A 22,211-nucleotide genomic window follows, 5' to 3' on the forward strand; every position below is an offset into this window, starting at 1 on the left:
ACCATTCCTGCCAGGAAGAAGGAGAACAACCATGTCCGCATCCGTCGATTTCTCACCGATCGAGAGTCTTGTCGCCGACCTGGGTGAGATCGAGCATTCGGTGGACGAGCGCATACTGCGCGCCAAGAGCCGGGACCGCTTCGCGCAGAGCCCACTGCTGCGCGAGGTCATGCGCGGCCTGCTCGCCGATATCTACATCGCCCCGACCTCCAAGGAAGAACTGCGCACCGTCGTGGCTTCCTGTGCGCGCCATCGCATTCCGATCACCATTCGAGGCGGGGGCACCGGCCAGTTCGGTCAGGGCGTTCCGCTGACCGGTGGTGCGGTCATCGATGTCACCGGCATCGTGGGCGTCGTCGGTCAGAAGTTCGGCACCGTCCGGGCCCTGTGCGGCACGCTCATCACCGATATCGACGCCGAAATCCGGCCCACCGGCTGGGAATTGCGCATGCATCCCTCCACCACCCGCAAGGCCACCATCGGCGGCTTCGTCGCGGGCGGTCACGCCGGAATCGGCAGTTGCCAGTGGGGAATTCTGCGCGACCGCGGCAATATCACCGCCATCGAGGTCATGACGGTGGAGGAGGAGCCGCAGCTGATCGAGTTGATCGGCGACGACGTCAATATCGCGCATCACGCGTACGGCGCCACCGGGATCATCACCGAGGTGGAATTGCCGACCGCGCCCGCCTGGAAGTGGCAGGAGCTGATCATCTCCTTCCCCGAATTCTCCCAGGCCGTCCGCTTCTCCATCGACGTCTGCAAGAGCGAGGGCGTCCTGAAGAAAGTGGTGTCCCCGCAACAGCATCCGCTGCCTGCGCTCTACCCCGACCTGGCGCGGTTCGTCCCGGAGGGGCATTCGATGGTGCTCATGATGGCCGCCGAGCAGAGCATGCCCAATGTGGCGGATCTGGTGGCCGACAATGGCGGCGAGATTCGCAATCGCTCCGAGGAGGAGGCGGGCCCGTACCGGCTGCCGCTCTACGAATACACGTGGGGCCATTCGATGATGCATTTCCAGCGCAAGAATCGCAGTCTCATCGGCCTGCTCGCGCTGTACCCGCAGGACGGCCTCTACGAATCGATCATGAAGGTCTGCGAGGAGTTCGCCGATCTGGGCCCGACCCACGTGGAGATGAAGCGCTTCGACGGCGGACTGTCCGCACAGGGATCTCCGGTGTGGGACTTCCAGAGTCAGGAACACCTGGCCGAAGTCACCCGCCGGCTCCAGGAGGCCGGGCTCGTGATCGCGAACACGCACACCCCGACACTGCTCGCCAGCGGAATGAAGCCGTGGGCGCAGGCCGAAGCCGAATTCAAACGCCGCGTCGACCCGCATCGCCTTCTCGCCCAAGGCAAATCCGACGACGAGGTAGAAGACGAGGTCACCCTCTCCACCCAGCTCCCCAACAGCGGCTGGTCCTACAGCCTCACCGACTCCGCCGCGCCCGCCCAAACTACAGCGCCTGTCGAGACTGCTGCGTCCGCTCAAACTCTCGCGCCTGTCGCGGCTGTCGAGACTGTCGCGCCCGCCGAGACTGCTGCCACCGCCCAAACTGCCGCGCCCGCCCAAACTGCCGCGCCCGCCGAGATTGCCGCGCCCGCCGAGATTGCCGCGCCCGCCGAGACTGCCGCAACGATCCAGACCGCTCCGCCCGGCCAGACTGCCCCGACCGCGCAGGCTGTCGCGCCTGCCGAGATCGCCGCGCCCGCACAGACTGTGGAGCAGGTTCGATGACCGCGTGGTGGAGCCGGGCAGGCGCAGCCGCTCTGGCCATTGCCGCGGTCGGCTCACTGGCCGCGTGTTCCTCTTCCTCCGACAGCACCGCGGCTTCCGGATTCACAGGGCCGATCGGCTCGGTGAATCTGAAGGATGTCTGCCCGGCCAAGATCGTCGTGCAGAGCGGCTGGAATCCGGAGTCGGAGTTCGGTTTTCTCTACAACCTGGTCAGCGCGCACCCGAAGATCGACGCCGGGAGCAAGTCTGTCAGCGGCCCGCTGTTCTCGCACGGTGAATACACCGGCGTGGATATCGAAATCCGCGCCGGCGGACCGGCAATCGGCTTCCAGCCGGTCATGTCGCGCATGTATCAGGACCACGACATCATGCTCGGCTCGGTGGACACCGAGCAGGCGGTCTCCACCTCGTCCTCCGCGCCGGTGACCAGCGTCTTCGCGCCGATGGTCAAGAGCCCGCAGATGATCATGTGGGATCCGGCCACCTACCCGCAGGTCAAGACCATCGCCGATCTCAAGGCCACCAAGGCCAAGGTGCTGTACTTCCAGGGCGAGGCGTACATGGACTATCTGACCGGCTCCGGCATTCTCGACAAGGGTCAGGTCGATTCCAGCTACGACGGCACACCCTCGTATTTTGTTGCGGCAGGCGGGAAAGCGGCACAGCAGGGCTTCTCCAGCACCGAGCCGTACGTGTACGAGCACCAGGTACAGGCGTGGAACAAGCCGGTGGCCTACCAGCTCGTCGCCGACGCGGGCTTCCCCACCTACAAGTCGACCGTGGCCGTGCGCACCGGTGACCTGGCGAGCGAATCGGCCTGCCTGAAGAAGCTCGTCCCGGTCCTGCAGCGCAGCCAGGTCGACTTCCTCGGTTCGCCGGATGCCGCGAACAAGGTCATCGTCGACGCGGTCTCGGCCTACAACACCGGCTGGGCCTACGACGACGACAATGCCAAGTTCGCGGTGAAGTCCATGCTGGCGGACGGCATCGTCGGCAATGGAACCGGCTCCGCCATAGGCGATTTCGACCAGGCCCGCGTCGCCAAGATCCTCGACATCACCAAGCCGATCTTCGCCTCGGGCGGCGTCTCCATGGCGGGCACGCTCACCCCCGCCGTGCTGGCCACCAATGAATTCATCGATCCGGCAATCGGATTGACCAAGTGAGGTTCGAGACATGACCACCATGCAGCGTGTCCGGGCCGATCTCGGACCGGAACTCGTCGGATTCGATCAGGCGGCGGTGGTGTTCGGCAACGGCATCCCCGCGCTCGAACAGGTCGATTTGGCCGTCCGCGCAGGCGAATTCGTCAGTATTGTCGGCCCGTCCGGCTGCGGGAAGTCCACGCTGCTGCGGGTGGCGGCCGGACTGCAATCCCTCACCGCCGGTCACGCGCGCATCCAGGCGCGTCGCATCGGATTCGTCTTCCAGGACGCCACCCTGCTGCCCTGGCGGACGGTCCGCCAGAATGTCGCTCTGCCAGGCGAACTCGACAAGCTCGACCGCGCCGAACGCATCAGCCGGGCGGACCGCGCCATCGACAGTGTGGGCCTCACCGGATTCGCAGATCACCTGCCGCACATGCTGTCCGGCGGTATGCGCATGCGAGTCTCGGTGGCCCGCGCCCTCACCTCCGACCCCGAACTGTTCCTCTTCGACGAACCGTTCGGCGCGCTGGACGAGATCACCCGCGAACACCTCAATGACGAGACCGCGAAACTCTTCGCGGACAGGCGATTCGCGGGCCTGTTCGTCACTCACTCGGTCGCCGAGGCGGTCTACCTCTCCACCCGCGTCGTGGTCATGTCCGGCCGCCCGGGCAGGGTCCTCGCGGATATTCCCATCCCGTTCGATCACCCCCGCGAGCGTGCGCTGCGATTCACCCCCGAATTCAATGACATTGCCGCGCACATCAGCGATCTGCTCCGAGGAGGACACAAATGAAGCGCCCCTCCCGTGTGCTCGCCCCGGTGGCAGTCCTGTCGGCGCTGCTCGGCTGCTGGTACCTCATCGCCTACGTGGTCCTGGCCCCGTCCCGCCGTTTCCTCATGCCACCCCCGCAGCAGGTGCTCACCCAGGGCGTCTTCGGCGCCCACTCCGATCAGATGTGGGATGCCCTGGGCCGCACCACCATTGTCGCCCTCACCGGCCTCGCCATCGCCGCGGTCCTGGGCATCGCCTGGGCGACGCTGATGTCCCAGTTCCGCTGGGCCGAAACCGCACTCTTCCCCTACGCGGTTGTCCTGCAGTGCATCCCGATCCTGGCGCTGGTCCCGCTGATCGGCTTCTGGTTCGGCTTCGGCTTCAATGCCCGAGTCCTGGTCTGCGTCCTCATCGCCCTGTTCCCGATCGTCTCCAACACCGTCTTCGGCCTGAAATCCGTAGACGCCGCCCACCGAGACCTGTTCGCCCTACACCACACCGGAACCCTCACCCGCCTGCGCAAACTCGACTTCCCCGCCGCCATGCCCGCGATCTTCGCCGGCCTGCGCATCTCCGCCGGCCTCTCCGTCGTAGGCGCCATAGTCGGCGACGTCTTCTTCAAACAAGGCCAACCCGGCATAGGCGTCCTCATCGACACCTACCGCGCCCGCCTGCAATCCCCCCAACTCTTCGCCGCCATCATCATCGCCTCACTCCTGGGCGTAGCGGTCTTCGTCCTCTTCGGCTGGCTCTCGAAACTAGTGGTCGGCAAGTGGTACCAGCCCACCCGCCAGTGAAGCCCGCACCCCTCGAAAGTCCGCAGGGCACAACAGTTCTCACAGCGCCGCGTACACGGCCTCGATGAGCCGGTAGGCCCGACGGTCGCCGGCCAGCCAGTCGCGCCGCAGATTGGGGATGAAGGCGAACGCGACCTGATTCTCCAGATCTCCGAGGCCGACCGATCCGCCCGCACCCGGATGGCCGAAGACAGTGGCGCGCGCCGACTCCGGGACGATGAAGTTCTGCGACGGCAGCATGTACCCGAGACCGTAGGCGCTCTCCAATTCGAGCACGGCGTCGGTACCGCGGGCGCGTTCACGAGTTGCGTCCCGCAGCAGGCTCGGCGGCAGCAATCGGCCTTGCACCAGCGCGCGATAGAACCCGGCCAGTGCGCGGGCCGTCGTGACCAGACCGGTGCCGGGCCAGCCGCCCGCCAGCACCGCAGGACTGTTGTAGGAGCCGAAGGGGCTTGCGACGGCGCGCAAGATCCTCGATTGCGGATCGCGATAGGCCGCCGACATCCGGGCGACGGTGCCGGCGTCGATGCCCTCAGCTTCGGCCTGCCATACCTGCTGTTCGGCGGGAGGAAACTCCGAGCGTGCCGCTCGCGCACGGACGCCCGCATCCGCACCGATATGCAGATTCGGGGAGATACGCCGGTGCGTGAACTCGCCCACGGTCGAATCGGTATGGCGCCGAACCAATTCGCCGACGAGCCAGCCGAAAGTCAGTGCGTGATAACCGTGCTGAGTTCCGGGCGCCCACTCCGGGGCCTGCGCGGCCAGCAGCGCCGCCATTCCCGCCGCATCGGCGGCTGCGGTCGCATCGATCGTCCGATCGAATGCGGGCACGCCTGCGCGATGAGTCAGCAGATCCGCGGTGGTCGTGGATTCCTTTCCGGCGCAGCCGTATTCGTTCCACCACCGAGCCACCGGGTCATCCATCGCGATGCCGTGTTCCGCGGCGACCATGAGCGCGGCCGTCGCGGTGACAGCCTTGGTGCACGAGAAGGCAATACAGGGCGTATCTCGCTCCCATGCGCTTCCGGTCCGGGAGTCCGCGAGGCCGCCCCACAGGTCGACCACCGGCCGGCCCCGCACGTACACCGCGACCGCGCCGCCGACATTCTGCCCGTCTGCGAAGCTCGATTCGAAGACTTCGCGCACCGCCTGGAACGCCGGATCGGTATGGCCCGTGACGTATGCACCCACCCTTGAATTAGAACACGTTCTAATTCAAGGCAAAAGGGTGTGCCTTGCGAACCGCTACCGGTTCGGCGTGTCGGTTCAGTACGGCTGGTTCGGATCCCGTTCCGGCAGTGGACGTTCCACGATGACCGGGCGACCCATCGGGTTGCGCACTCCGCGTTTGGCGGACTGATAGACCAGTGCGGTCTCCTGCGCCACCACATCCCAGGCGAAATCGGCGGTGAGGCGTTCGCGGGCGGCCCAGGCGCGATCCTGCGCCGCGGCGGGATCGTCGAGGACGGTGCGGACGGCGTCGACGATGCCGTTCACATCGGCGGGCTCGAAGGACGCGCCGGTGACGCCGTCGGTGACCAGATCGCCGAGACCACCGGCGGTCGAGGTGACCAGGGGGGTACCCGCGGCGGCGGCTTCCAGGGCCACGATGCCGAAGGGCTCGTAGCGGCTCGGCAGCACGATCGCGTCGGCGCTGTGCAGCCAGCCGAGCAGATCCGTATGGTCCAGCCGTCCGACAAAATTCACGGCCCGCGCGACCCGATGGGCGCGGGCGCGCTCACGCAGCCAATCGATCTGGGTGCCGATACCGGCAATGGTGAGGGTCGCGCCCGGATGCGCCTTGCGAATACGCGGCAGCGCGGCGATCGCGTCCTGCACACCCTTCTCGTATTCGAGCCTGCCGACATAGAGCAGCCGCGGCGGACCCGAGCGGGGCGCGCGTTCGCGGAAGGTCCAGGAACTCACGTCGATGCCATTGCGAATCACCGTGACCGGTGTCCGCTCCGGCGTGTACAGCCGTTCGACCTCGTCCTTCATGGATGCCGAACAGGTGATGAGCGCATCGGAGTCGTGCGCCAGCCACCACTCGACCGAATGCACCTGCTTGTTCACCCGGCCGGACACCCAGCCGCTGTGCCGTCCGGCCTCGGTGGCGTGAATGGTCGAGACCAGCGGAACGTCGTAGTGCTCGGCCAGGGTGATGCCCGGATGCGCGACCAGCCAGTCGTGCGCGTGCACCACATCCGGCGTCCAGCCCTCGCCGATGCCCGGCTTGTTGAGCGCGATACCGGCCCGCACCATGGCGTGACCCATGGCCAGGGTCCAGGCCAGCATGTCCTCGCCGAAATCGAAGCACGGCGGGTCCTCGGCGACCGCGACCACCAGCACCCCGTCCTCGATGAACGAGTGCGTCGGGTGCGTGGTGGCATCGCTGCCCATGGGCCGCCGGGCCAGCACGACCACTTCGTGCCCGGCGGCGGCCAGCTCCGTGGCCAGGTGATGGACGTGACGGCCCAGCCCACCGACTACGACGGGTGGGTACTCCCACGACACCATCAAGATCTTCATTGGGGTCCTTCTGAGGCGGGGCCGAGCCGGCGCGCATCGAGCGCTGGGAAGAATCCGTCGGCCGCGTACCATCCTGCCGCCAACTGCTCTGCTTTGGCGAGTTGTCCACCGGCGACGGCGGCTGCGATCTCGCGCACCGCGTGGGCGTGTTCATGGGCTCGGTCACGCGCGTAGCCGGCCGCCGAATCCTTCGAGACCATGAAGGCCCAGTCGCTGGAGACGGTCAGAATCGCCTCGCGCAGCAGTTGATCGGCGACCCGGTTACGCAGCCCACCGACCGCGAATTCGCCACTGCCGGAACCGGTTTCGACATGCATCTTGTCCAGGGTGTCCAGCGCCAGCCGGACGATCTCGGCATTGAGCTCGACCAGATCGGACACCTGATCCCCGGCCCAGACGCGCCAATCCTTGCCCGAACCCCAGGACGAGTCGCTGAGCTGCACGGATTCTCCGACATACCCATTGGCCCGGGCATCGGCGAGCGTGCCGACGGTGATGCCCGCCTCGGGCAGCGCGCGCAGCACCTGCTCGAGCCACTGCGGTCCCTCGTGCCACCAGTGCCCGAAGAGCTCGGTGTCGAATGCCGCTACGACCAGGGCTCCCCGGCCGATTCGCGCGGACTCGGCAATGAGCCGCTCGCGCACGGTCGCCACGAAGTCGGCGACATCCTGCCGCACGGCCGCGGCGGCGAGCTGCGGATCGTAGGGCGCCTTGTCCGCACCCTCGACGGTCTTGCCGGTCACCCGCGACGGTTTGAGGCCCGTGGCGTGATCATAGTGATGGAAATCACGGTAGGCGGCATGCCCCGGATACCCGGATTTCGGCGACCACACCCGATAACTGACCTGCAGATCGCGTCCGAACGCCACCACATCCGAATCCCACACCGGTCGCCCGAGCGTGGTGTCGCCGCGCAGCGCGGGACCGTCCACCATGAAATGGGTCACACCGGCGGCGGCGTAACCATGTTCCATTCCGGGCGTGAAACCGCATTCGGGCGCCCAGATTCCGGTGGGCGTGGTGCCCCAGCGCTGCTGTGCGTCGGCCAGTCCCTCGCGGAGCTGGTAGCTGCGCAGCCGCTCGTCCAGCAGCGGCTGGAACGGATGCGCCAGCGGCCCGCCCAGCAATTCGATGGCCTCGGCATCGATGAGCTCGCGCCACACCGGTGACGCACCGTGCCGCCATCGGGTTTCGAAGTCGCTGAGGGCCTCGCCGGCCAGCCGATGCTCATGGCTGCCCAGCGCGACATTGCCCGACATGGCGGCCTCGTCGGCCCGCAGCTGCCAATTGCCCAGCCAGTGGTGCATGGCCGAGAGGCTGTGCGGGTCATCCAGCTGCGCCGCGAGCACCGGCGTGATGCCCAGGCTCAGCAGGTGTGAACGTCCTTCTGCCGCAAGGGTTCTCAGAACCTTCGCCACGGGAAGGTAAGACGCCGCCCAGGATTGGTAGAGCCATTCCTCGCCGACCGGCCAGCGACCGTGATGCGCCAGCCACGGCAGATGGGAGTGCAGGACCAGTGTGAACTGGCCCGGTACGGGAGATTGCTTGCCACTCACGGTTTCACCGCGATGGCGACCAGATCGAGGCTGGCGTCGATATCGGATTCGGTGTCCGCGAGCAGCGCGAAATCATCGGTGCGCACGGCGGCCACATCGGCGGTCAGATCGGCGGGCCACGGCTCACCCGCGAGCGCGCGCTCGATCTGCGCGTCGATGATCGAGCCGCCCCACTTCTCGTCCAGCGCGACCAGTGCCGCGCCGTGGAAGACACCCGCCATGAGTTCCACCTGGAAACCGGCCTCGACGCACAGTTCGGTCAGCTCGGCGGCATTGAGCTCGCGGGTGTGGAACGGGTTGAGCGGGGTGTCGCGGCCGGGGGAGAAGGTGATCCGGTTGGGCGTGCTGATCAGCAGCTTGCCGCCCGGCTTCAGCACCCGCAGGCATTCGCGAACGAACTGCGCCTGATCCCAAAGATGCTCGATGACCTGGAAATTCACCACGACGTCGACGGATTCGTCCTCGAGCGGCAGTGCGGCCAGATTGCCCTGGATCATTTCCACGGCCGGGTACTTGGAACGCACGTGTGCCACGGCGCTGTCGTCGTAGTCGAGGCCGATCACGCGCGCGGCGACCCCGGCGATCATATTGGCGCCGTAGCCTTCTCCGGATCCCGCTTCCAGCACGGTCTTTCCGGCGCAGTGCTCCAGCAGGCGCACATAGGCGATCTCGTGCCGACGGAACCAGTAGTTCTCCTCGGCGATTCCGGGCACCGTCCGTTCACCGGTCAAAGGCAGGGGATCGGTGTGGTTTTCGGTGGGTATCACGGCCTCGCTCATTGGATCGACGTTAGCGGTTGCCCATATCACAGCAGCAGCCGGATCTGTTGATGGAGAAGATCACAGCCTAAGTTACCGGTGAGTAACTTAACGTAGGGTAATCTCCATCGCGAGCTACTTGTGGACGTACGGCCAGTCGATCGTGCGACCGCCACACCCGTGCCATCAGAACAGGAGGTCGACGAAGACCCATGCCTAACATCGTCGTACTGATCAAGCAGGTTCCTGACACCTGGTCCGAGCGCAAGCTGACCGATGGTGACTACACCCTGGACCGCGAGGCCGCCGATGCCATCCTCGACGAGATCAACGAGCGCGCTGTCGAAGAGGCGCTGCTGATCAAGGAGGCCCAGGGCGGCGAGGTGACCGTGCTGGCCATGGGCCCGCAGCGTGCCACCGAGGCCATTCGCAAGGCGCTGTCGATGGGTGCCGACAAGGCCATCCACATCAACGATGCCGCCATCCACGGCTCCGACGCCGTGCAGACCGCCTACGTGCTGGCCGCCGCTCTCGGCCAGATCGAGGGCATCGAACTGGTCATCGCCGGTAACGAGGCCACCGACGGTCGCTCCGGCGCCGTGCCGGCCATCATTGCCGAGTACCTCGGTCTGCCGCAGCTGACCCACCTGCGCAAGCTGGTTGTCGACGGCGAGCGCATCACCGGTGAGCGCGAGACCGACGAAGGCGTTTTCAAGCTCGAGGCCACGCTTCCGGCCATCGTCTCGGTCACCGAGAAGATCAACGAGCCGCGCTTCCCCTCCTTCAAGGGCATCATGGCCGCGAAGAAGAAGGAAGTTCAGACCTTCACGCTGGCCGATCTGGGCGTCGACCCGGAGACCGTCGGTGTTGCGAACGCCGGCACCCAGGTGACCGGTGTGACCCCGAAGCCGGCGCGCACGGCGGGCGAGAAGATCGTCGACGAGGGTGAGGGCGGCCAGCAGATCGCCACCTACCTGGTCGGCCAGAAGATCATCTAAAGCCCCTCGAGCCCAACGAACTTCAGGAGAAAGAACAATGGCAGAAGTACTGGTGCTCGTGGAGCACGCTGACGGTGCACCCAAGAAGGTGACCACCGAACTCCTCACCGCCGCCCGTGGCCTGGGCACCCCGGCCGCTGTCGTCGTTGCCACCCCCGGCACCGCCGACAAGCTGGCCGACGCGCTGGCCGCCGCCGGCGCCGAGAAGATCTACGTCGCGGAATCCGATGAGGCCGAAGGCTTCCTGGTGACCCCGAAGGTCGACGTCCTGGCCGCGCTGTCCGAGTCCGCGACTCCGGCCGCGATCCTGGTCGCCGCCACCGCCGACGGCAAGGAGGTGTCGGGCCGCCTTGCCGCCCGCATCGGCTCCGGCCTGCTCGTGGATGTCATCGCGGTCGACGCCGATGGCACCGTGCAGCACTCCATCTTCGGTGGCGCGTTCACCGTGGCCGCCAAGGCCACCGGCGATGTGCCGGTCATCTCGGTGCGCCCCGGCGCCGTCGAGGCGGCCCCGCAGGCCGGCGCCGGCGAGAAGGTCGTCGTCGAGGTGCCCGCCCAGGAAGAGGGCGTCACCAAGGTCGTCTCGCGTGAGCCGAACGCCGGTGGCGATCGTCCCGAGCTGACCGAGGCCGCGATCGTGGTCTCCGGTGGCCGTGGCGTCGGCTCGGCCGACAACTTCGGCAAGGTCATCGAGCCGCTGGCCGATGCGCTGGGTGCCGCTGTCGGCGCCTCGCGTGCCGCTGTCGACTCGGGCTACTACCCGGGCCAGTTCCAGGTCGGTCAGACCGGTAAGACGGTCTCCCCGCAGCTGTACATCGCCCTCGGCATCTCGGGCGCGATCCAGCACCGCGCCGGCATGCAGACCTCGAAGACCATCGTCGCTGTCAACAAGGACGAGGAAGCCCCCATCTTCGAGATCAGCGATTACGGCATCGTCGGCGACCTGTTCAACGTCGCCCCCCAGCTGACCGAGGCAGTCAAGGCCCACAAGGGCTGAAACACCTCGCGCTGAGCGCAATTCGGTGGCCCCGGCTGGGAAACAGCCGGGGCCACTGGCATTTCCGCCCAGGACTTCAGGGGCAGTGCGGGAGGCTCGTTACGCCTATATCTGAAACGAATTTGCTTTAGATTCGAGTGGCGGCTGCGCGGCTGTGCGGGCTGCTCATCTAGGCTTTCGGTGTGGGCCGATCGGCTCGCAGAGATCGAGATGGCCGGTATGTCTTCCATTCCCGACGTGACCGACGTGGTCGCCGCCCTGCACTGGGACCTGGCCGAGTGGCTGGGGTCCGATGCGCTGCCCAAGGTCTTCGACCGGATCGGCATTGCCCTGGACAATCAGTTCTCGTCGGTGGTGACCACCGGTCAGGCCGTGGATCGGGAGACCTTCCTGGCCGGGATCTGGTCGGCGCGAAATGTGCAGCCGGGGTTGGAGATCGAGGTCTCCGACGTACAGGAGCTGGCCCGCAGCGGCAATCTCATCGTGGTCCGATTCGTTGCCGAGAATGTGGTCGGCGAGGCGCGGTCCGGCCGCCTGGTGACCGCGGTGCTGATGACGGACGGCCGCACCTATCAGTGGCGATCGGTGCACGAGACCGCGGCGCCGGCCGCCTCCTGACGTCCTCGCTCAGGATGATTCGGGGACGCCCACGCAGGTCAGGGTGAAGTAGGAGTACGGGCTGGGGTGCCGCCAGGAGTCGTGGGTGACCTCACCGGGTGACTCGAAACCGAAGTGCCGCAGGAAGATCGCGGTCAACTGCGCGGCCTCGGTGATGGCGGTGGGGTCGGCGGTGTAGTCGCGGGCCTGGACGCCGTCGCCGTAGGGCTTGAAACCCTTGGCGGTCAGCTCGTCCTGCCACTCGTCGCCGTCGCTGACGAGCAGCAGGAGCGTGTCGGGGTACAGCACGATCTGCACCTTGAGCTCGCTGTCGACGGCGCTCGCGTCCCGGTCCTCGTCGTCCTGCTCGTCCTCCTCGTCGAGATCGGTATCGGCCTGCAGCGTGATCACCAGCCGATCGGGCCCGAGTTCCGGATCGGGATCGGCGGTGCCCAGCGCCCACATGCCCAATTGCACGTCGAGCAGGGTGTTCCTCAATGCTTCGGCGACGTCGTCCCAGTTCGAGACGACCTTCTCGCCCATGGCGAACCCGTCCATCCCGGGCCCGTCCTTATCGCCCATCCAGGTGAAGGGCACCTCGGTAAGGTCGTCCTCGAAATCCCAGGCGCGATAGTCCCATTCCTCGAACACCTCGGTCGAGGCCGCGCGCAGGTTGATCTCGCCGGAGTGGTCCATGGACAGCTCGCGGAAGGTCACCTTGTCGCGCCAGCGCACGAAGACATTGCGGCTGCCGCCGAACATCGACGGTTCACCCCACACCTCGATCGCGGCGGCAAGATAGGTCGGGAACTGATCGGGTTCGGCGTGTCCCACGTACATGCCGACGGCATCGTATTCGGGTGCGCCCGGATCGGTCCGGTGATCGTTGTCCGACATCCAGCCGCCGCGCTCGGCCCCCGGGATATCGGCGATCTCGTCGTCATCGTCCACGGTCCAGCCCGCTGTGGTGCAGGCCGTGACCACCGCGGCGCGATCCCACGCGCCGAAGTCGGCGGCCAGCCCCGTCAGTGCGGCGTGAAACTGCTGATCTGTCATCCCTTGCACGGCCGGACCCTATCGCGTCGATCCGGCTGTGCCGCCGAGGCAGCGCCTTGTGTACGGCACCGGATTGCTCGGCCGGTGCGTTTTCGGGCAGGCTGGTTCGATGTCGATCACACTGCCGCCGGAGGTCTCCGACAATATTGCCACGGCATTCGGGGTGCGCGGTCGTGAGTGGTTGCGGGATCTGCCGGGGGTCGTGGCGCAGCGGTGTACGGCCTGGGAGCTCGAGGTGGCGGGGGATGGATTCGGCGGCGGGACGCATTCCTATGTCGCGCCGGTGCGGCGGGCCGACGGATCTTTCGCGGTGTTGAAGGTTCCGGTCGTGGACGAGGAGAACTGCGGCGAGGCGGCCGGAATGTTCTGCTATCGCGGTGAGGGTGCAGTGCGGCTGTACGAATTCGATTCCGCCAGTAGCTCTTTACTACTGGAGTGGGCGCGGCCCGGCACACCCCTGCTCGAGCAGCCGGGATTTCCGAGCCTGGAGGGCCGGGCCGAGAATGTCGGTAAGATCGAGTTCGCGTGCGCGCTGTATCGGCGACTGCGCCGGGAACCGGAAGCAATCCCCGCGGGGTATCCCGCACTGCCCACGGCGGCGGGCATGGTGGAGCAGTGGGCTGAAATGTTCACCGACCCGGAAGCCGCTGTATCGCAGGTGATTCCGGCTCGGCTGCTGGAGCGCGCTGTTGAACGGTGTGGCGAGCTGGCGGTGCCCGACGGCCCGCTGCTCATCGTCAATCGGGATACACATCTCGGCAATATCGTTGCGGCGGAACGGGAGCCCTGGCTGCTGATCGATCCCAAGGCGTATCTGGGTGAAGCCGCGTTCGATGCGGGGTTCCTGGTGATGATCCAGGTGCAGAGCGCTCCGGTCGCCGAACACGCACGCGCGGTGGTGAACCGGACCGCGGCGGCCCTGGACGTCTCGGCGGACCGCGCACACGGCTGGGCCTTCATGCGGTCGATGGAGGAGATCGTCTGGGCGATCGAGGACGACAACCCCACGGACCTGCGCCTGCACCTGGCGGTAGCGACCGCCCTGGCGTAAACCTCAGTGCCGGTGCTGTTCCCGCGCCCGCTCGGTCCGGCTACTGTCCCGCCCGACAACAATGCCGATCGTGCTCGGAATGAGCAGCGCCAGCCCCCACGGCACCGCCACCCAGAACGGCCAGAAGTACCCCGCACCCGTCGCCAGCCAGATGACCAGGCACAGAATATTCACGAACACCCACGGGATCCACATAATGATCACCCAGGTCGGCAACCCACCCCCGCCGCTCCCGCCACCCGCCCCAGACCGGGAAACCCGTTGCACGGGAAGGTCGGACAGCACCGGCGCCAACTCCCCATAGGTCTTGGCCGCATACACCTGCTGCAGTCGCTCATCGAATTCATGCAGATCGATCCTGCCGTCATCCATGGCCGTCTTGAGTTTGGCGACAATCTGCTCGCGATCAGCATCAGACGCCCGCATGTGCTCCTGGCTCACACCAGCCAGCGTAAGTCGCCGCCCGCTCCGCTGTCGCTGCAATAGCTTTCAGGCGCAGTGCAGGGCGGCGAGGAGGGTGGTGAGGATGGGGGAGGGGCGGATGTCGCTGCGGATGACGGCGGAGACGGGGATGCGGAGGGGGTTGCCGGTGAGGCGGAGGATGGCTATGCCTTCGGTTTGGCTGTCGGCGTAGAGGATGGTCCAGGCGTCGGGGCGGTTGATCAGTTCCATGGTGGCGGTGTGGTCCGGGGGGATGGGGGGACCGTAGGCCGGGCCGGTGGGCAGATCGGCGAAGGCGGCGCGGACGACATTGTGCAGCAGCACCTGATCGAGTTCGGGCGGTAGTAGTAATGGGTACGCGCCGAGATCGGCGAGGGTGGCGTCGTCGCGTCCGGCGAGAGGGTGCGCGGTGGAGGTGGCGATGACCAAGTCCTCCACCCAGAGCTTCTCCACGGTCAGTCCGGGCTGATCCACACTCCCTCGGATGAGAGCAAGATCACAGTCGCCGTCCGCTACCGCCTGAATGCGCTGGCGGAAGGGCTTGATGACGAATTCGATCTCCGCACCCGGATGCGCCTCGCGTGCTCCGGCGATGGCGGACAGCGATCTTGTTGCGAAGGACATATTGGCTGCCAGGCGAATCCGCGGCCCGGAGGCCCTTACAGCTGCGCGAATGGCGGATTCCAGGCTCAGCATTTGCTTCGCAAGGGGAAGTAGCCGAGTGGTCGCGTCGGTGGGTACGACCGACCGGGTGGACCGCTCGAACAGGGGTACGCCGAGGTCGCGTTCCAGGCGCGCGATCTGGTGGCTGATGGCCGACTGCGAAATGAAGCAGCGCGTGGCCGCGCGGCTGAAGCTGAGCTCCTCGCAGACGGCGACGAAGTAGGCCAGCTGTCGCAGCTCCACGGCATTTCTCCCATTCATGATCGATCTAGATAAGAGTCATATTGATTATGCGCCCTGACCCCTGGAACAACTGCGTTCCGAATTACGGTTAGTCATGAGAGAAGGAGGCTGTCATGCAGAGTGTGGACGCGGGTATCGAGACCGTCGAGGTCGTCATTGTTGGTTCGGGGTTCGGTGGGCTGTCTGCCGCCAAGCAACTCAATAAGTCGGGAGTTCCGTACGTCCTTATTTCGAGTACCCCCGAACACCTCTTCCAGCCTCTGCTCTACCAAGTTGCGACGGGTGTGCTGGCCTCCGATGAGATCGCACCGCCCATCAAGAACATCCTGAAGCACCACAAGAACGGTCAGACCCGTGTCGGCAAGGTCGTCGCCATCGACGCCGAGGCTGCCGTGCTGACCTATGAAACCGCCGAGGGGCAGCGCAAGATCCGCTACGGCTCGCTCATCGCGGCGACCGGCGCCAGCCAGTCCTACTTCGGCCGTGACGATTTCGCCGAGAAGACGTACTCGCTCAAGACCATCGACGATGCCCGGGACCTGCGCGCGCAGATCGACCGCGTATTCACCGAGGCCAAGGACGCCGATCCGGAGACCCGCCGCCGGCTGCTCAGCTTTGTCGTGGTCGGCGCCGGCGCCACGGGCGTCGAGGTCGCTGGCCAGCTCAAGGAGCTCGCGAAAAGGTACTACCACCAGGATGATTCGGTGATCCTGGTCGAGGGCGCGGGCGTGGTGCTGCCGCCGTTCGGCGGCGGCCTGTCGGAGTACACCAAGAAGTCGCTCACCAAGAGCGGCGTCGAGGTGCTGGTCGACACCTTCGTCACCGATATCGACGAGGGCAAGGTGACCGTCAAGAGCAAGGACGGTGTGGAGCGCGGCATTGCCGCTGAGACCGTGGTGTGGTCGGCGGGCGTGGCCGTGGGCGGTTTCGCGCAACTGCTGGCCGAGGCCACCGGCTGCGAAACCGACAGGGCCGGACGCCTTCTCATCAATCCGGACTGCACCGTCGGCGGCCACGCCGATATCTACGCCATCGGCGATATGACCTCCCTCAAGGGCTACCCCGGCCAGTCGCCGGTCGCCATGCAGGAGGGCCGCCACGTCGCGGACATCATTCGCGGCAAGAAGCACGCCGCCACCGAGTTCAACTACTGGGACAAGGGCAGCATGGCGGTGATCAGCCGTTTCAGCGCCGTCACCAAGCTGAACGACAAGATCAAGTTCACCGGCACCCTCGCCTGGTTCACCTGGCTGGCGGTGCACCTGTTCTACCTCGTCGGCTTCCGCAACCGCTTCGCGGCCGTCTTCTCCTGGCTGGTCGCCTTCATCGGCACCGGCCGCCCCGGCTTCAACGAGGTCCAGAAGACCTCGGCGGCAAAGGATCAGGCCGAACCCCGAGCCGCCTGACCCGCGCCCCGAAATGAGCCGCCCGGCAGTCCCCGCCGGGCGGCTCCTTCGTGTTCGGCCGCAGCTCGTGCCGCTGCTAGCCTGCGAATATGGCTGTTCCTACAACGCGGTTGCTGGTGCTGTCGGTGGTGCGGCTGCTGCAACCGGTGCACGGGTACGACGTGCGGCGCGAATTGTTGTCCTGGCATGCGGATGACTGGGCGAATGTGAAGCCCGGGTCGGTGTACGGGGCTTTGAACACATTGCAGCGCGATGCGCTGATCTCGGTGGATGAGGTGGGGCAGGACGGGGCTCGGCCGGAGCGGACGACGTATCGGCTGACCGCGGAGGGGGAGAAGGAGTTCGGGCAGCTGCTGCGGGATGCGCTGTTCGATGCCGATCAGCTCAAGCATCCGTACTTCGCGACGGTGGCCTTGTTCCCGCATGCGCCGCGGGAGGATGTGGTCGCGGCATTGCGCAGCCGGATTCTGAAGTTCGAGGCGGCGATCGTCTTCCTCGAGCGGGAGGAGCAGCGGATTCTCGCCGGCAGCGGGAAGCCCGAGGAGTCGGAGCCCTTCCATGTGGCCGATGCGGTGCGACTGTCCGCCGATCACACCCGGGCGGATCTGGAGTGGTCGCGAAAAACCCTGCGGCGCATCGAGAGCGGTGAGCTGGATGTGTGGAGCGAGGGGATGGGCGGGTCGATGATCCCTGCCCCGCTCGCTGATTAGTCAAGTCTTAATAGTCAAGCTTGACTAAGCCGCCGATCGTTTCTACGGTAGACATGTGGAAACGACATCACTGGCTCGTCGCCACTCCGCGGAACCGGCGATCCGGGTCCGCGGTCTGGCTCGAACCTTCAAATCCAAAACCGGTGCCGTGCAAGCGGTTACCGGTATCGACTTCGATGTGTACGACGGTGAGATCATCGGCCTGCTCGGCCCCAACGGCGCGGGCAAGACCACTACGCTGCGAATGATCGCCACCCTGCTCGCGCCCAGCGCGGGCGAGGCCACCGTCGCCGGTGCGGATCTGCGTGGTGCACCGCGCACCGTGCGCTCCCGGATCGGCTACGTCCCGCAGGGCGGCTCGACCTCGGATACTGAACTGGTCGAGGACGAATTGATCTTGCAGGCAAGGCTTTTCGGTCTGTCCAAGGCCGAAGCGGTCGCCAATGCGGCGGAGCTGTCCAAGGCCCTGGAGTTCGACGGCATGGGCCGGCGCAAGTGCGGTCAGCTCTCCGGCGGCCAGCGCCGGCGAGTCGATATCGCCCTCGGCATGATTCACCGCCCGTTCCTGATCTACCTGGACGAGCCCACCACCGGGCTCGATCCGCAGAGCCGCGCGAATCTGTGGGAGCACATCCGGCGGCTGCGCGATGAGGGCACCACGGTCGTGCTGACCACCCACTATCTGGAGGAGGCCGACGCCCTCTGCGATCGGGTGCTGGTCATGGATCACGGCGGCATTGTCGCCGAGGGCACGCCCGACGAGCTCAAGCGCCGCATCTCCGGCGATGTGATCAGTCTCGAGATCGGCACTGGCAGTGCCGATCTCGCCCTGGAGATCGCCGAATCGGTGCTTACTGTGCGAAATAGTCTCAATACCGGCGAAAACGGCCGTGCCGGAATGTCTCTCGTCCATCTCACGGTCGATCGGGGTGACGAGGCCGTGGTTCCGCTGCTGCGCGCGCTCGGCGAGAACGGCATCACCCCCGGCGCGCTCACCGTGAAACGCCCCAGCCTCGACGATGTGTTTCTCACACTCACCGGACGATCACTGCGAGAAGGGAACCAGTCATGACATTCGTGCGCGACACCCGGCTGGTGTTCTGGTCCCAGCTGCGATCGAATCTGCGAAATCCGGTGTGGGTCATGATCGGATTGACGCAGCCGATCCTCTATCTCGTGCTGTTCGGACCGCTGGTGAAGGGCGTGTCGTCGTCCTTCGGCGCGAGTTCGGATCCGTGGAAGCTCCTGACTCCGGCGCTGGTCATCCAGATCGGCCTGTTCGGCGCCATGTTCGCCGGGTTCGCCATTGTGTCCGAGCTGCGGTCGGGTGTGATCGAGCGGCAGCGGGTGACGCCCGCCGCGCGTGGCGCTCTGCTCCTGGGCCGTGTCCTCAAGGACATGGTCGTGCTGATCGTGCAGGCGCTGGTGCTGGTCGCGGTGGCAATGCTGGCATTCGATCTGCGGCCCGATCCGCTCGGGCTGGTGCTGTCGGTGCTGCTGATCTCCGTGATGGCGGCCGGTCTGGCGTCGGCGTCGTACGCACTGGGGCTGTGGGCGAAGGAGGAGGGGACTCTCGCCTCGGTGCTCAACTCGGTGTCGGTGCCGATCATGCTGCTGTCGGGCATTCTGCTGCCGATGAGCGTCGGGCCGCAGTGGCTGCAGGACATCGCGAAGGTGAATCCCTTCTCGCATACCGTCGATGCGGCGCGAGCGCTGTTCCGCGGTGACTTCGGCTCCTCCGATGTGTACGTCGGGACCACGGTCACGATCGCCCTGGCTCTGGTGCTCATGGTGATAGGCGCCCGCAGTTTCGCCCGTGAAAACGCCTGACGGCAGGACAGCTCGCCGTGCCATCGGGCTTCGCTCCGAGTGAACGACCTTGACCTGAACTGAGGTTCAGGTTTCACGATGGAGTCATGACGAAGAACAGAAGAGCCCTGATCACGGGCGCCTCGGCGGGATTGGGCCGGGCCGTCGCGCTCGCCCTCGCCGAACAGGGATGGGAATTGATCCTCACCGCACGCGGCGGCGATGAGCTGGACAAGGTCCGCGTCGCAACCGGAGCCCGCGCGGTGGTAGGCGATATCGCCGATCCCGCGCACCGGGACGAACTGGCCGCCGCCCTCGGCTCAGCCCCGCTGGACCTGCTGATCAACAATGCCAGCGCCCTCGGCCCCAGCCCGCTGCCGCCGCTGGACCGCTATCCGATCGGTGAACTCACCGCCGTACTGGATACCAATGTGATCGCACCCCTGGCCGTGCTGCAATCAGCCCTCCCCGCAGTGCGGGCCGCCGCCGGGACGGTGGTGAACATCAGCTCCGATGCCGCGGTGGGCGCGTATCCGGGCTGGGGTGGTTACGGCGCCTCCAAGGCCGCCCTGGACCAGCTCACGGCCGTGCTGGCCGCCGAGAATCCGGACCTGCGGATCTACGCCTTCGATCCGGGGGATATGCGCACCGCCATGCATCAGGCCGCATTCCCCGGGGAGGACATCTCCGACCGTCCCGAGCCGGAAACCGTTGTGCCCGCGCTGCTTCACCTCCTCGAGACCAGGCCGCCGAGCGGGCGCTATCTGGCCTCGGAACTGCCGGTGGTGTCATGACGGTGGGGATGGAGGCGGTGGAGTTCGTCCTGCCCGACGAGCTGTCGGCGACCAGCCCGCCGGAGGCGCGCGGACTGGCGCGGGACGAGGTGCGGCTCATGGTGTGCGAGAACGGTGCCGTGACCCATGCCCGATTCCGGGAACTGCCGGGCTTCCTGCATCCCGGAGACCTTGTGGTGGTGAACAATTCGGCCATGGTCACTGCGGCCGTACCGGCTCGGTACGGCCGGGAAGAAGCGGTGCTGCACTTCTCGACTCCGCTCGACGACGGCCGCTGGGTGGTCGAGCTGCGCGATCCGGGCGGCACGCCCTGGCGCGGAGCCGACCCGGAACCCGGTGCCCACGTACGGCTTCCGGACGGGCACAGCGCCACCCTGCGTGCTCCGTGGCTGCCGGACGCCCAGCGCCTGTGGACCGCCGATATCGATACCGACGTGCCCCGACTGCTGGCCCGGAGCGGGCGGCCGATCACGTATTCGTATGTCCGCGAACGCTGGTCCGCCTCCTATTATCAAACCGTCTTCGGCCGGGAACCGGGCAGTGCGGAAATGCCCAGCGCCGGAAGACCGTTCACCGATGCCCTGGTGACCGAGCTGGTGGCAAGCGGTGTGGGCCTGGCGTCGATCACCCTGCACACGGGTGTTTCCTCGCCGGAATCGGGCGAGCCGCCCAGCCCGGAGCGCTTCGCGGTTCCCGAACTGACCGCCCGGCTGGCGAATCTCACCCGGGAGACGGGCGGACGGGTGGTGGCGGTGGGAACCACCGTGACGCGGGCACTCGAATCCGCCGTCGGCGCTGATGATCTGGTCCATCCGGTATCGGGCTGGACCGATCTGGTACTTGGCGGTGAGCGCCCGACCCGTGTGGTCGACGGGCTGATCACCGGCTGGCATGCGCCCGGTGCGTCGCATCTGCATCTGCTCGAGGCGGTGGCCGGAGCCGAGGTGGTTCGGCAGGCGTATCGGGCCGCGCTCGACGGTGGTTATCTCTGGCACGAATTCGGCGATACGGCCCTGCTCCTGCGTAGCCGACCCGGCGCGAACGAGGGCCGCGCGGTGGCGTAGCCTTCCGTAATTCGCCCTTTGCGGCAGGCTCGCCCGGTGCCTGGAAAGAGCGGTCCGCGGTGGTGAAAACCCCGCTGTACCCAGCCAGGATACGAGCGTTTGTCCTGGTAGAGAACGTTCAGCGGCCCTGCGATGAACTCCGGGTGTGGTGTGCGTCGCGTTCACCGGACTGGCATCGAGCCGCCATCTGACCGTCGCTCCAGCGCATTCTGAGCCTCGTTTGATCAACCGTATGACCACCATGGCAGCGTCGAGCTCCAGCCGGCTCACACCCGCGTCATATGTCACTCCGGAGCCGCTGCGCACGTCGGGCCGCTCCCAGTACTCACTGGTTGTGTCCTCCGATGCGGAGCATCGCGAGGCCGCGCAGCGCCTGCGCTACCAGGTCTTCGCCAATGAGCCGGGATTCACCATCCCGGTCAACGAGAACGGCCTGGACGCAGACCGTTTCGACGACCACTGCGACCACCTGCTGGTGCGAGACGATCTCACCGATCAGTTCGTCGGCTGCTACCGGATGCTGCCGCCCGATAAGGTGACCGCCGCCGGCGGTTACTACACCGCCACCGAATTCGACCTCACCGCAATGGATCCCGCCGGGAACCGGATGGTCGAAATGGGTCGTGCCTGCGTGGTGCCCGATCACCGCAACGGTTCCACGCTGACCCTCATGTGGGCGGGCATCCTGCACTACATCCAGCTCACCGGCTACGAATGGATCATGGGCTGCGTTTCGGTGCCCATGCAGACCACTCCCGAGGAAGCGCCGGGCCGGAATGTGCGGGCCGTGCGTGATCAGCTGCTCGGCAAGTACGCGCTGGAGCCGGAACGCCATGTGCGCCCGTACAACCCGGTGGTCGTCGACGGTCTGACCCTCGACGAGCTGGACGCTCCGGCCCGCCCGAAGCTCCCGCCGCTCATGAGCGGCTACCTGCGCCTGGGTGCGCAGATCTGTGGCGAGCCCGCACACGATCCCGACTTCGCGGTCGCGGACTTCGTTGCGCTGCTGGGCCTTTCGACCATCAACACTCGCTACCTGGAGCGCCTGCAGGGCGCGGTGGCCACTCTCGAGCGGTGA

General features: G+C 66.5%; 22 protein-coding genes. 15 read left to right on the plus strand and 7 right to left on the minus strand.

Annotated elements, in window-relative coordinates; all coding sequences use genetic code 11:
- Positions 1-31: 31 nt before the first annotated feature.
- From OG326_RS11510 to OG326_RS11525, 4 genes are read left to right on the plus strand one after another with little or no spacing between them, the layout of a single operon-like run.
- Entirely contained in the window at positions 32-1,738 is a 1,707-nt protein-coding gene (locus OG326_RS11510; RefSeq protein ID WP_327144619.1) for an FAD-binding oxidoreductase, read from the plus strand.
- On the plus strand, positions 1,735-2,904 hold the full coding sequence (locus OG326_RS11515) for an ABC transporter substrate-binding protein (RefSeq protein ID WP_327144620.1): 1,170 nt from the start codon (positions 1,735-1,737) through the stop codon (positions 2,902-2,904). Before OG326_RS11510 ends, OG326_RS11515 begins: the two co-directional genes overlap by 4 nt.
- A gap of 10 nt (positions 2,905-2,914) precedes the next feature.
- A complete protein-coding gene (locus OG326_RS11520; protein ID WP_442790945.1) occupies positions 2,915-3,682 on the plus strand; it encodes an ABC transporter ATP-binding protein in 768 nt (255 codons plus the stop codon).
- Complete coding sequence (locus OG326_RS11525; RefSeq protein WP_327144621.1) at positions 3,679-4,458, plus strand: ABC transporter permease; 780 nt, start codon at positions 3,679-3,681, stop codon at positions 4,456-4,458. Before OG326_RS11520 ends, OG326_RS11525 begins: the two co-directional genes overlap by 4 nt.
- A 39-nt stretch (positions 4,459-4,497) precedes the next feature.
- On the opposite strand, the gene OG326_RS11530 is transcribed toward OG326_RS11525, so the two are convergent.
- The 4 genes from OG326_RS11530 to OG326_RS11545 form a co-directional block, all read right to left on the minus strand.
- Positions 4,498-5,652, minus strand: coding sequence for a serine hydrolase domain-containing protein (locus OG326_RS11530; protein WP_327144622.1), 1,155 nt, complete (start codon positions 5,650-5,652; stop codon positions 4,498-4,500).
- A 75-nt stretch (positions 5,653-5,727) separates the two neighbouring features.
- On the minus strand, positions 5,728-6,990 hold the full coding sequence (locus OG326_RS11535; RefSeq protein ID WP_297621365.1) for a glycosyltransferase family 4 protein: 1,263 nt from the start codon (positions 6,988-6,990) through the stop codon (positions 5,728-5,730).
- Positions 6,987-8,546: a glycoside hydrolase family 57 protein gene (locus tag OG326_RS11540; protein WP_327144623.1), complete on the minus strand. Its 1,560-nt coding sequence runs from the start codon at positions 8,544-8,546 to the stop codon at positions 6,987-6,989. Before OG326_RS11540 ends, OG326_RS11535 begins: the two co-directional genes overlap by 4 nt.
- Positions 8,543-9,325, minus strand: a complete 783-nt coding sequence (locus tag OG326_RS11545; RefSeq protein ID WP_327144624.1) for a class I SAM-dependent methyltransferase — start codon at positions 9,323-9,325, stop codon at positions 8,543-8,545. Before OG326_RS11545 ends, OG326_RS11540 begins: the two co-directional genes overlap by 4 nt.
- 191 nt (positions 9,326-9,516) lie before the next feature.
- On the opposite strand from OG326_RS11545, the gene OG326_RS11550 reads away from it, so the two are divergent.
- From OG326_RS11550 to OG326_RS11560, 3 genes are all read left to right on the plus strand, one after another.
- A complete protein-coding gene (locus OG326_RS11550; RefSeq protein WP_327144625.1) occupies positions 9,517-10,302 on the plus strand; it encodes an electron transfer flavoprotein subunit beta/FixA family protein in 786 nt (261 codons plus the stop codon).
- A gap of 37 nt (positions 10,303-10,339) precedes the next feature.
- Positions 10,340-11,299 (plus strand): electron transfer flavoprotein subunit alpha/FixB family protein, encoded by a 960-nt coding sequence (locus OG326_RS11555; RefSeq protein WP_327144626.1) that lies wholly within the window; start codon positions 10,340-10,342, stop codon positions 11,297-11,299.
- A gap of 219 nt (positions 11,300-11,518) precedes the next feature.
- A complete protein-coding gene (locus OG326_RS11560) occupies positions 11,519-11,917 on the plus strand; it encodes a hypothetical protein (protein ID WP_327144627.1) in 399 nt (132 codons plus the stop codon).
- 9 nt (positions 11,918-11,926) lie between these two features.
- On the opposite strand, the gene OG326_RS11565 is transcribed toward OG326_RS11560, so the two are convergent.
- Entirely contained in the window at positions 11,927-12,961 is a 1,035-nt protein-coding gene (locus OG326_RS11565) for a hypothetical protein (RefSeq protein ID WP_327144628.1), read from the minus strand.
- A 100-nt stretch (positions 12,962-13,061) separates the two neighbouring features.
- Here OG326_RS11565 and OG326_RS11570 point away from each other — a divergent pair, with 100 nt between their 5' ends.
- Positions 13,062-14,003 (plus strand): aminoglycoside phosphotransferase family protein, encoded by a 942-nt coding sequence (locus tag OG326_RS11570; protein ID WP_327144629.1) that lies wholly within the window; start codon positions 13,062-13,064, stop codon positions 14,001-14,003.
- A 3-nt stretch (positions 14,004-14,006) separates the two neighbouring features.
- Here OG326_RS11570 and OG326_RS11575 read toward each other — a convergent pair whose 3' ends face one another.
- Together OG326_RS11575 and OG326_RS11580 are read right to left on the minus strand one after the other, a co-directional pair.
- A complete protein-coding gene (locus OG326_RS11575; RefSeq protein ID WP_327144630.1) occupies positions 14,007-14,444 on the minus strand; it encodes a DUF1707 domain-containing protein in 438 nt (145 codons plus the stop codon).
- A 48-nt stretch (positions 14,445-14,492) separates the two neighbouring features.
- Positions 14,493-15,350, minus strand: a complete 858-nt coding sequence (locus tag OG326_RS11580) for a LysR family transcriptional regulator (protein WP_327144631.1) — start codon at positions 15,348-15,350, stop codon at positions 14,493-14,495.
- 113 nt (positions 15,351-15,463) lie between these two features.
- On the opposite strand from OG326_RS11580, the gene OG326_RS11585 reads away from it, so the two are divergent.
- The 7 genes from OG326_RS11585 to OG326_RS11615 all read left to right on the plus strand — a co-directional run bounded on the left by OG326_RS11585 (position 15,464) and on the right by OG326_RS11615 (position 22,211).
- Positions 15,464-16,756 carry an NAD(P)/FAD-dependent oxidoreductase gene (locus OG326_RS11585; RefSeq protein WP_327144632.1) on the plus strand — a complete coding sequence of 431 codons (1,293 nt, stop codon included), beginning with the start codon at positions 15,464-15,466 and terminating at the stop codon, positions 16,754-16,756.
- Positions 16,757-16,845: 89 nt separating this feature from the next.
- Complete coding sequence (locus tag OG326_RS11590) at positions 16,846-17,466, plus strand: PadR family transcriptional regulator (protein ID WP_327144633.1); 621 nt, start codon at positions 16,846-16,848, stop codon at positions 17,464-17,466.
- A 55-nt stretch (positions 17,467-17,521) separates the two neighbouring features.
- Entirely contained in the window at positions 17,522-18,538 is a 1,017-nt protein-coding gene (locus OG326_RS11595) for an ATP-binding cassette domain-containing protein (RefSeq protein ID WP_327144634.1), read from the plus strand.
- A complete protein-coding gene (locus OG326_RS11600) occupies positions 18,535-19,296 on the plus strand; it encodes an ABC transporter permease (RefSeq protein WP_327144635.1) in 762 nt (253 codons plus the stop codon). The genes OG326_RS11595 and OG326_RS11600 overlap by 4 nt, the downstream gene beginning before the upstream one ends.
- A gap of 86 nt (positions 19,297-19,382) precedes the next feature.
- The gene (locus OG326_RS11605; protein ID WP_327144636.1) at positions 19,383-20,069 is read left to right on the plus strand and encodes an SDR family NAD(P)-dependent oxidoreductase; all 687 of its coding nucleotides are present in this window, start codon (positions 19,383-19,385) and stop codon (positions 20,067-20,069) included.
- Positions 20,066-21,133 (plus strand): S-adenosylmethionine:tRNA ribosyltransferase-isomerase, encoded by a 1,068-nt coding sequence (locus tag OG326_RS11610; protein ID WP_327144637.1) that lies wholly within the window; start codon positions 20,066-20,068, stop codon positions 21,131-21,133. The genes OG326_RS11605 and OG326_RS11610 overlap by 4 nt, the downstream gene beginning before the upstream one ends.
- A 232-nt stretch (positions 21,134-21,365) precedes the next feature.
- Positions 21,366-22,211, plus strand: coding sequence for a GNAT family N-acetyltransferase (locus tag OG326_RS11615; RefSeq protein WP_327144638.1), 846 nt, complete (start codon positions 21,366-21,368; stop codon positions 22,209-22,211).

Origin of the sequence: Nocardia sp. NBC_01327, assembly GCF_035958815.1 — a bacterium.
GTDB lineage: Bacteria > Actinomycetota > Actinomycetes > Mycobacteriales > Mycobacteriaceae > Nocardia.

What these genes read in the sequence shown, in the direction of transcription:
- OG326_RS11510 (WP_327144619.1), top strand. Translation starts at nt 32, where the DNA reads ATGTCCGCATCCGTCGATTTCTCACCGATCGAGAGTCTTGTCGCCGAC.
- OG326_RS11515 (WP_327144620.1), top strand. Translation starts at nt 1,735, where the DNA reads ATGACCGCGTGGTGGAGCCGGGCAGGCGCAGCCGCTCTGGCCATTGCC.
- OG326_RS11520 (WP_442790945.1), top strand. Translation starts at nt 2,915, where the DNA reads ATGACCACCATGCAGCGTGTCCGGGCCGATCTCGGACCGGAACTCGTC.
- OG326_RS11525 (WP_327144621.1), top strand. Translation starts at nt 3,679, where the DNA reads ATGAAGCGCCCCTCCCGTGTGCTCGCCCCGGTGGCAGTCCTGTCGGCG.
- OG326_RS11535 (WP_297621365.1), bottom strand. Translation starts at nt 6,990, where the DNA reads ATGAAGATCTTGATGGTGTCGTGGGAGTACCCACCCGTCGTAGTCGGT.
- OG326_RS11545 (WP_327144624.1), bottom strand. Translation starts at nt 9,325, where the DNA reads ATGAGCGAGGCCGTGATACCCACCGAAAACCACACCGATCCCCTGCCT.
- OG326_RS11550 (WP_327144625.1), top strand. Translation starts at nt 9,517, where the DNA reads ATGCCTAACATCGTCGTACTGATCAAGCAGGTTCCTGACACCTGGTCC.
- OG326_RS11555 (WP_327144626.1), top strand. Translation starts at nt 10,340, where the DNA reads ATGGCAGAAGTACTGGTGCTCGTGGAGCACGCTGACGGTGCACCCAAG.
- OG326_RS11560 (WP_327144627.1), top strand. Translation starts at nt 11,519, where the DNA reads ATGTCTTCCATTCCCGACGTGACCGACGTGGTCGCCGCCCTGCACTGG.
- OG326_RS11570 (WP_327144629.1), top strand. Translation starts at nt 13,062, where the DNA reads ATGTCGATCACACTGCCGCCGGAGGTCTCCGACAATATTGCCACGGCA.
- OG326_RS11585 (WP_327144632.1), top strand. Translation starts at nt 15,464, where the DNA reads ATGCAGAGTGTGGACGCGGGTATCGAGACCGTCGAGGTCGTCATTGTT.
- OG326_RS11590 (WP_327144633.1), top strand. Translation starts at nt 16,846, where the DNA reads ATGGCTGTTCCTACAACGCGGTTGCTGGTGCTGTCGGTGGTGCGGCTG.
- OG326_RS11600 (WP_327144635.1), top strand. Translation starts at nt 18,535, where the DNA reads ATGACATTCGTGCGCGACACCCGGCTGGTGTTCTGGTCCCAGCTGCGA.
- OG326_RS11605 (WP_327144636.1), top strand. Translation starts at nt 19,383, where the DNA reads ATGACGAAGAACAGAAGAGCCCTGATCACGGGCGCCTCGGCGGGATTG.
- OG326_RS11610 (WP_327144637.1), top strand. Translation starts at nt 20,066, where the DNA reads ATGACGGTGGGGATGGAGGCGGTGGAGTTCGTCCTGCCCGACGAGCTG.
- OG326_RS11615 (WP_327144638.1), top strand. Translation starts at nt 21,366, where the DNA reads ATGACCACCATGGCAGCGTCGAGCTCCAGCCGGCTCACACCCGCGTCA.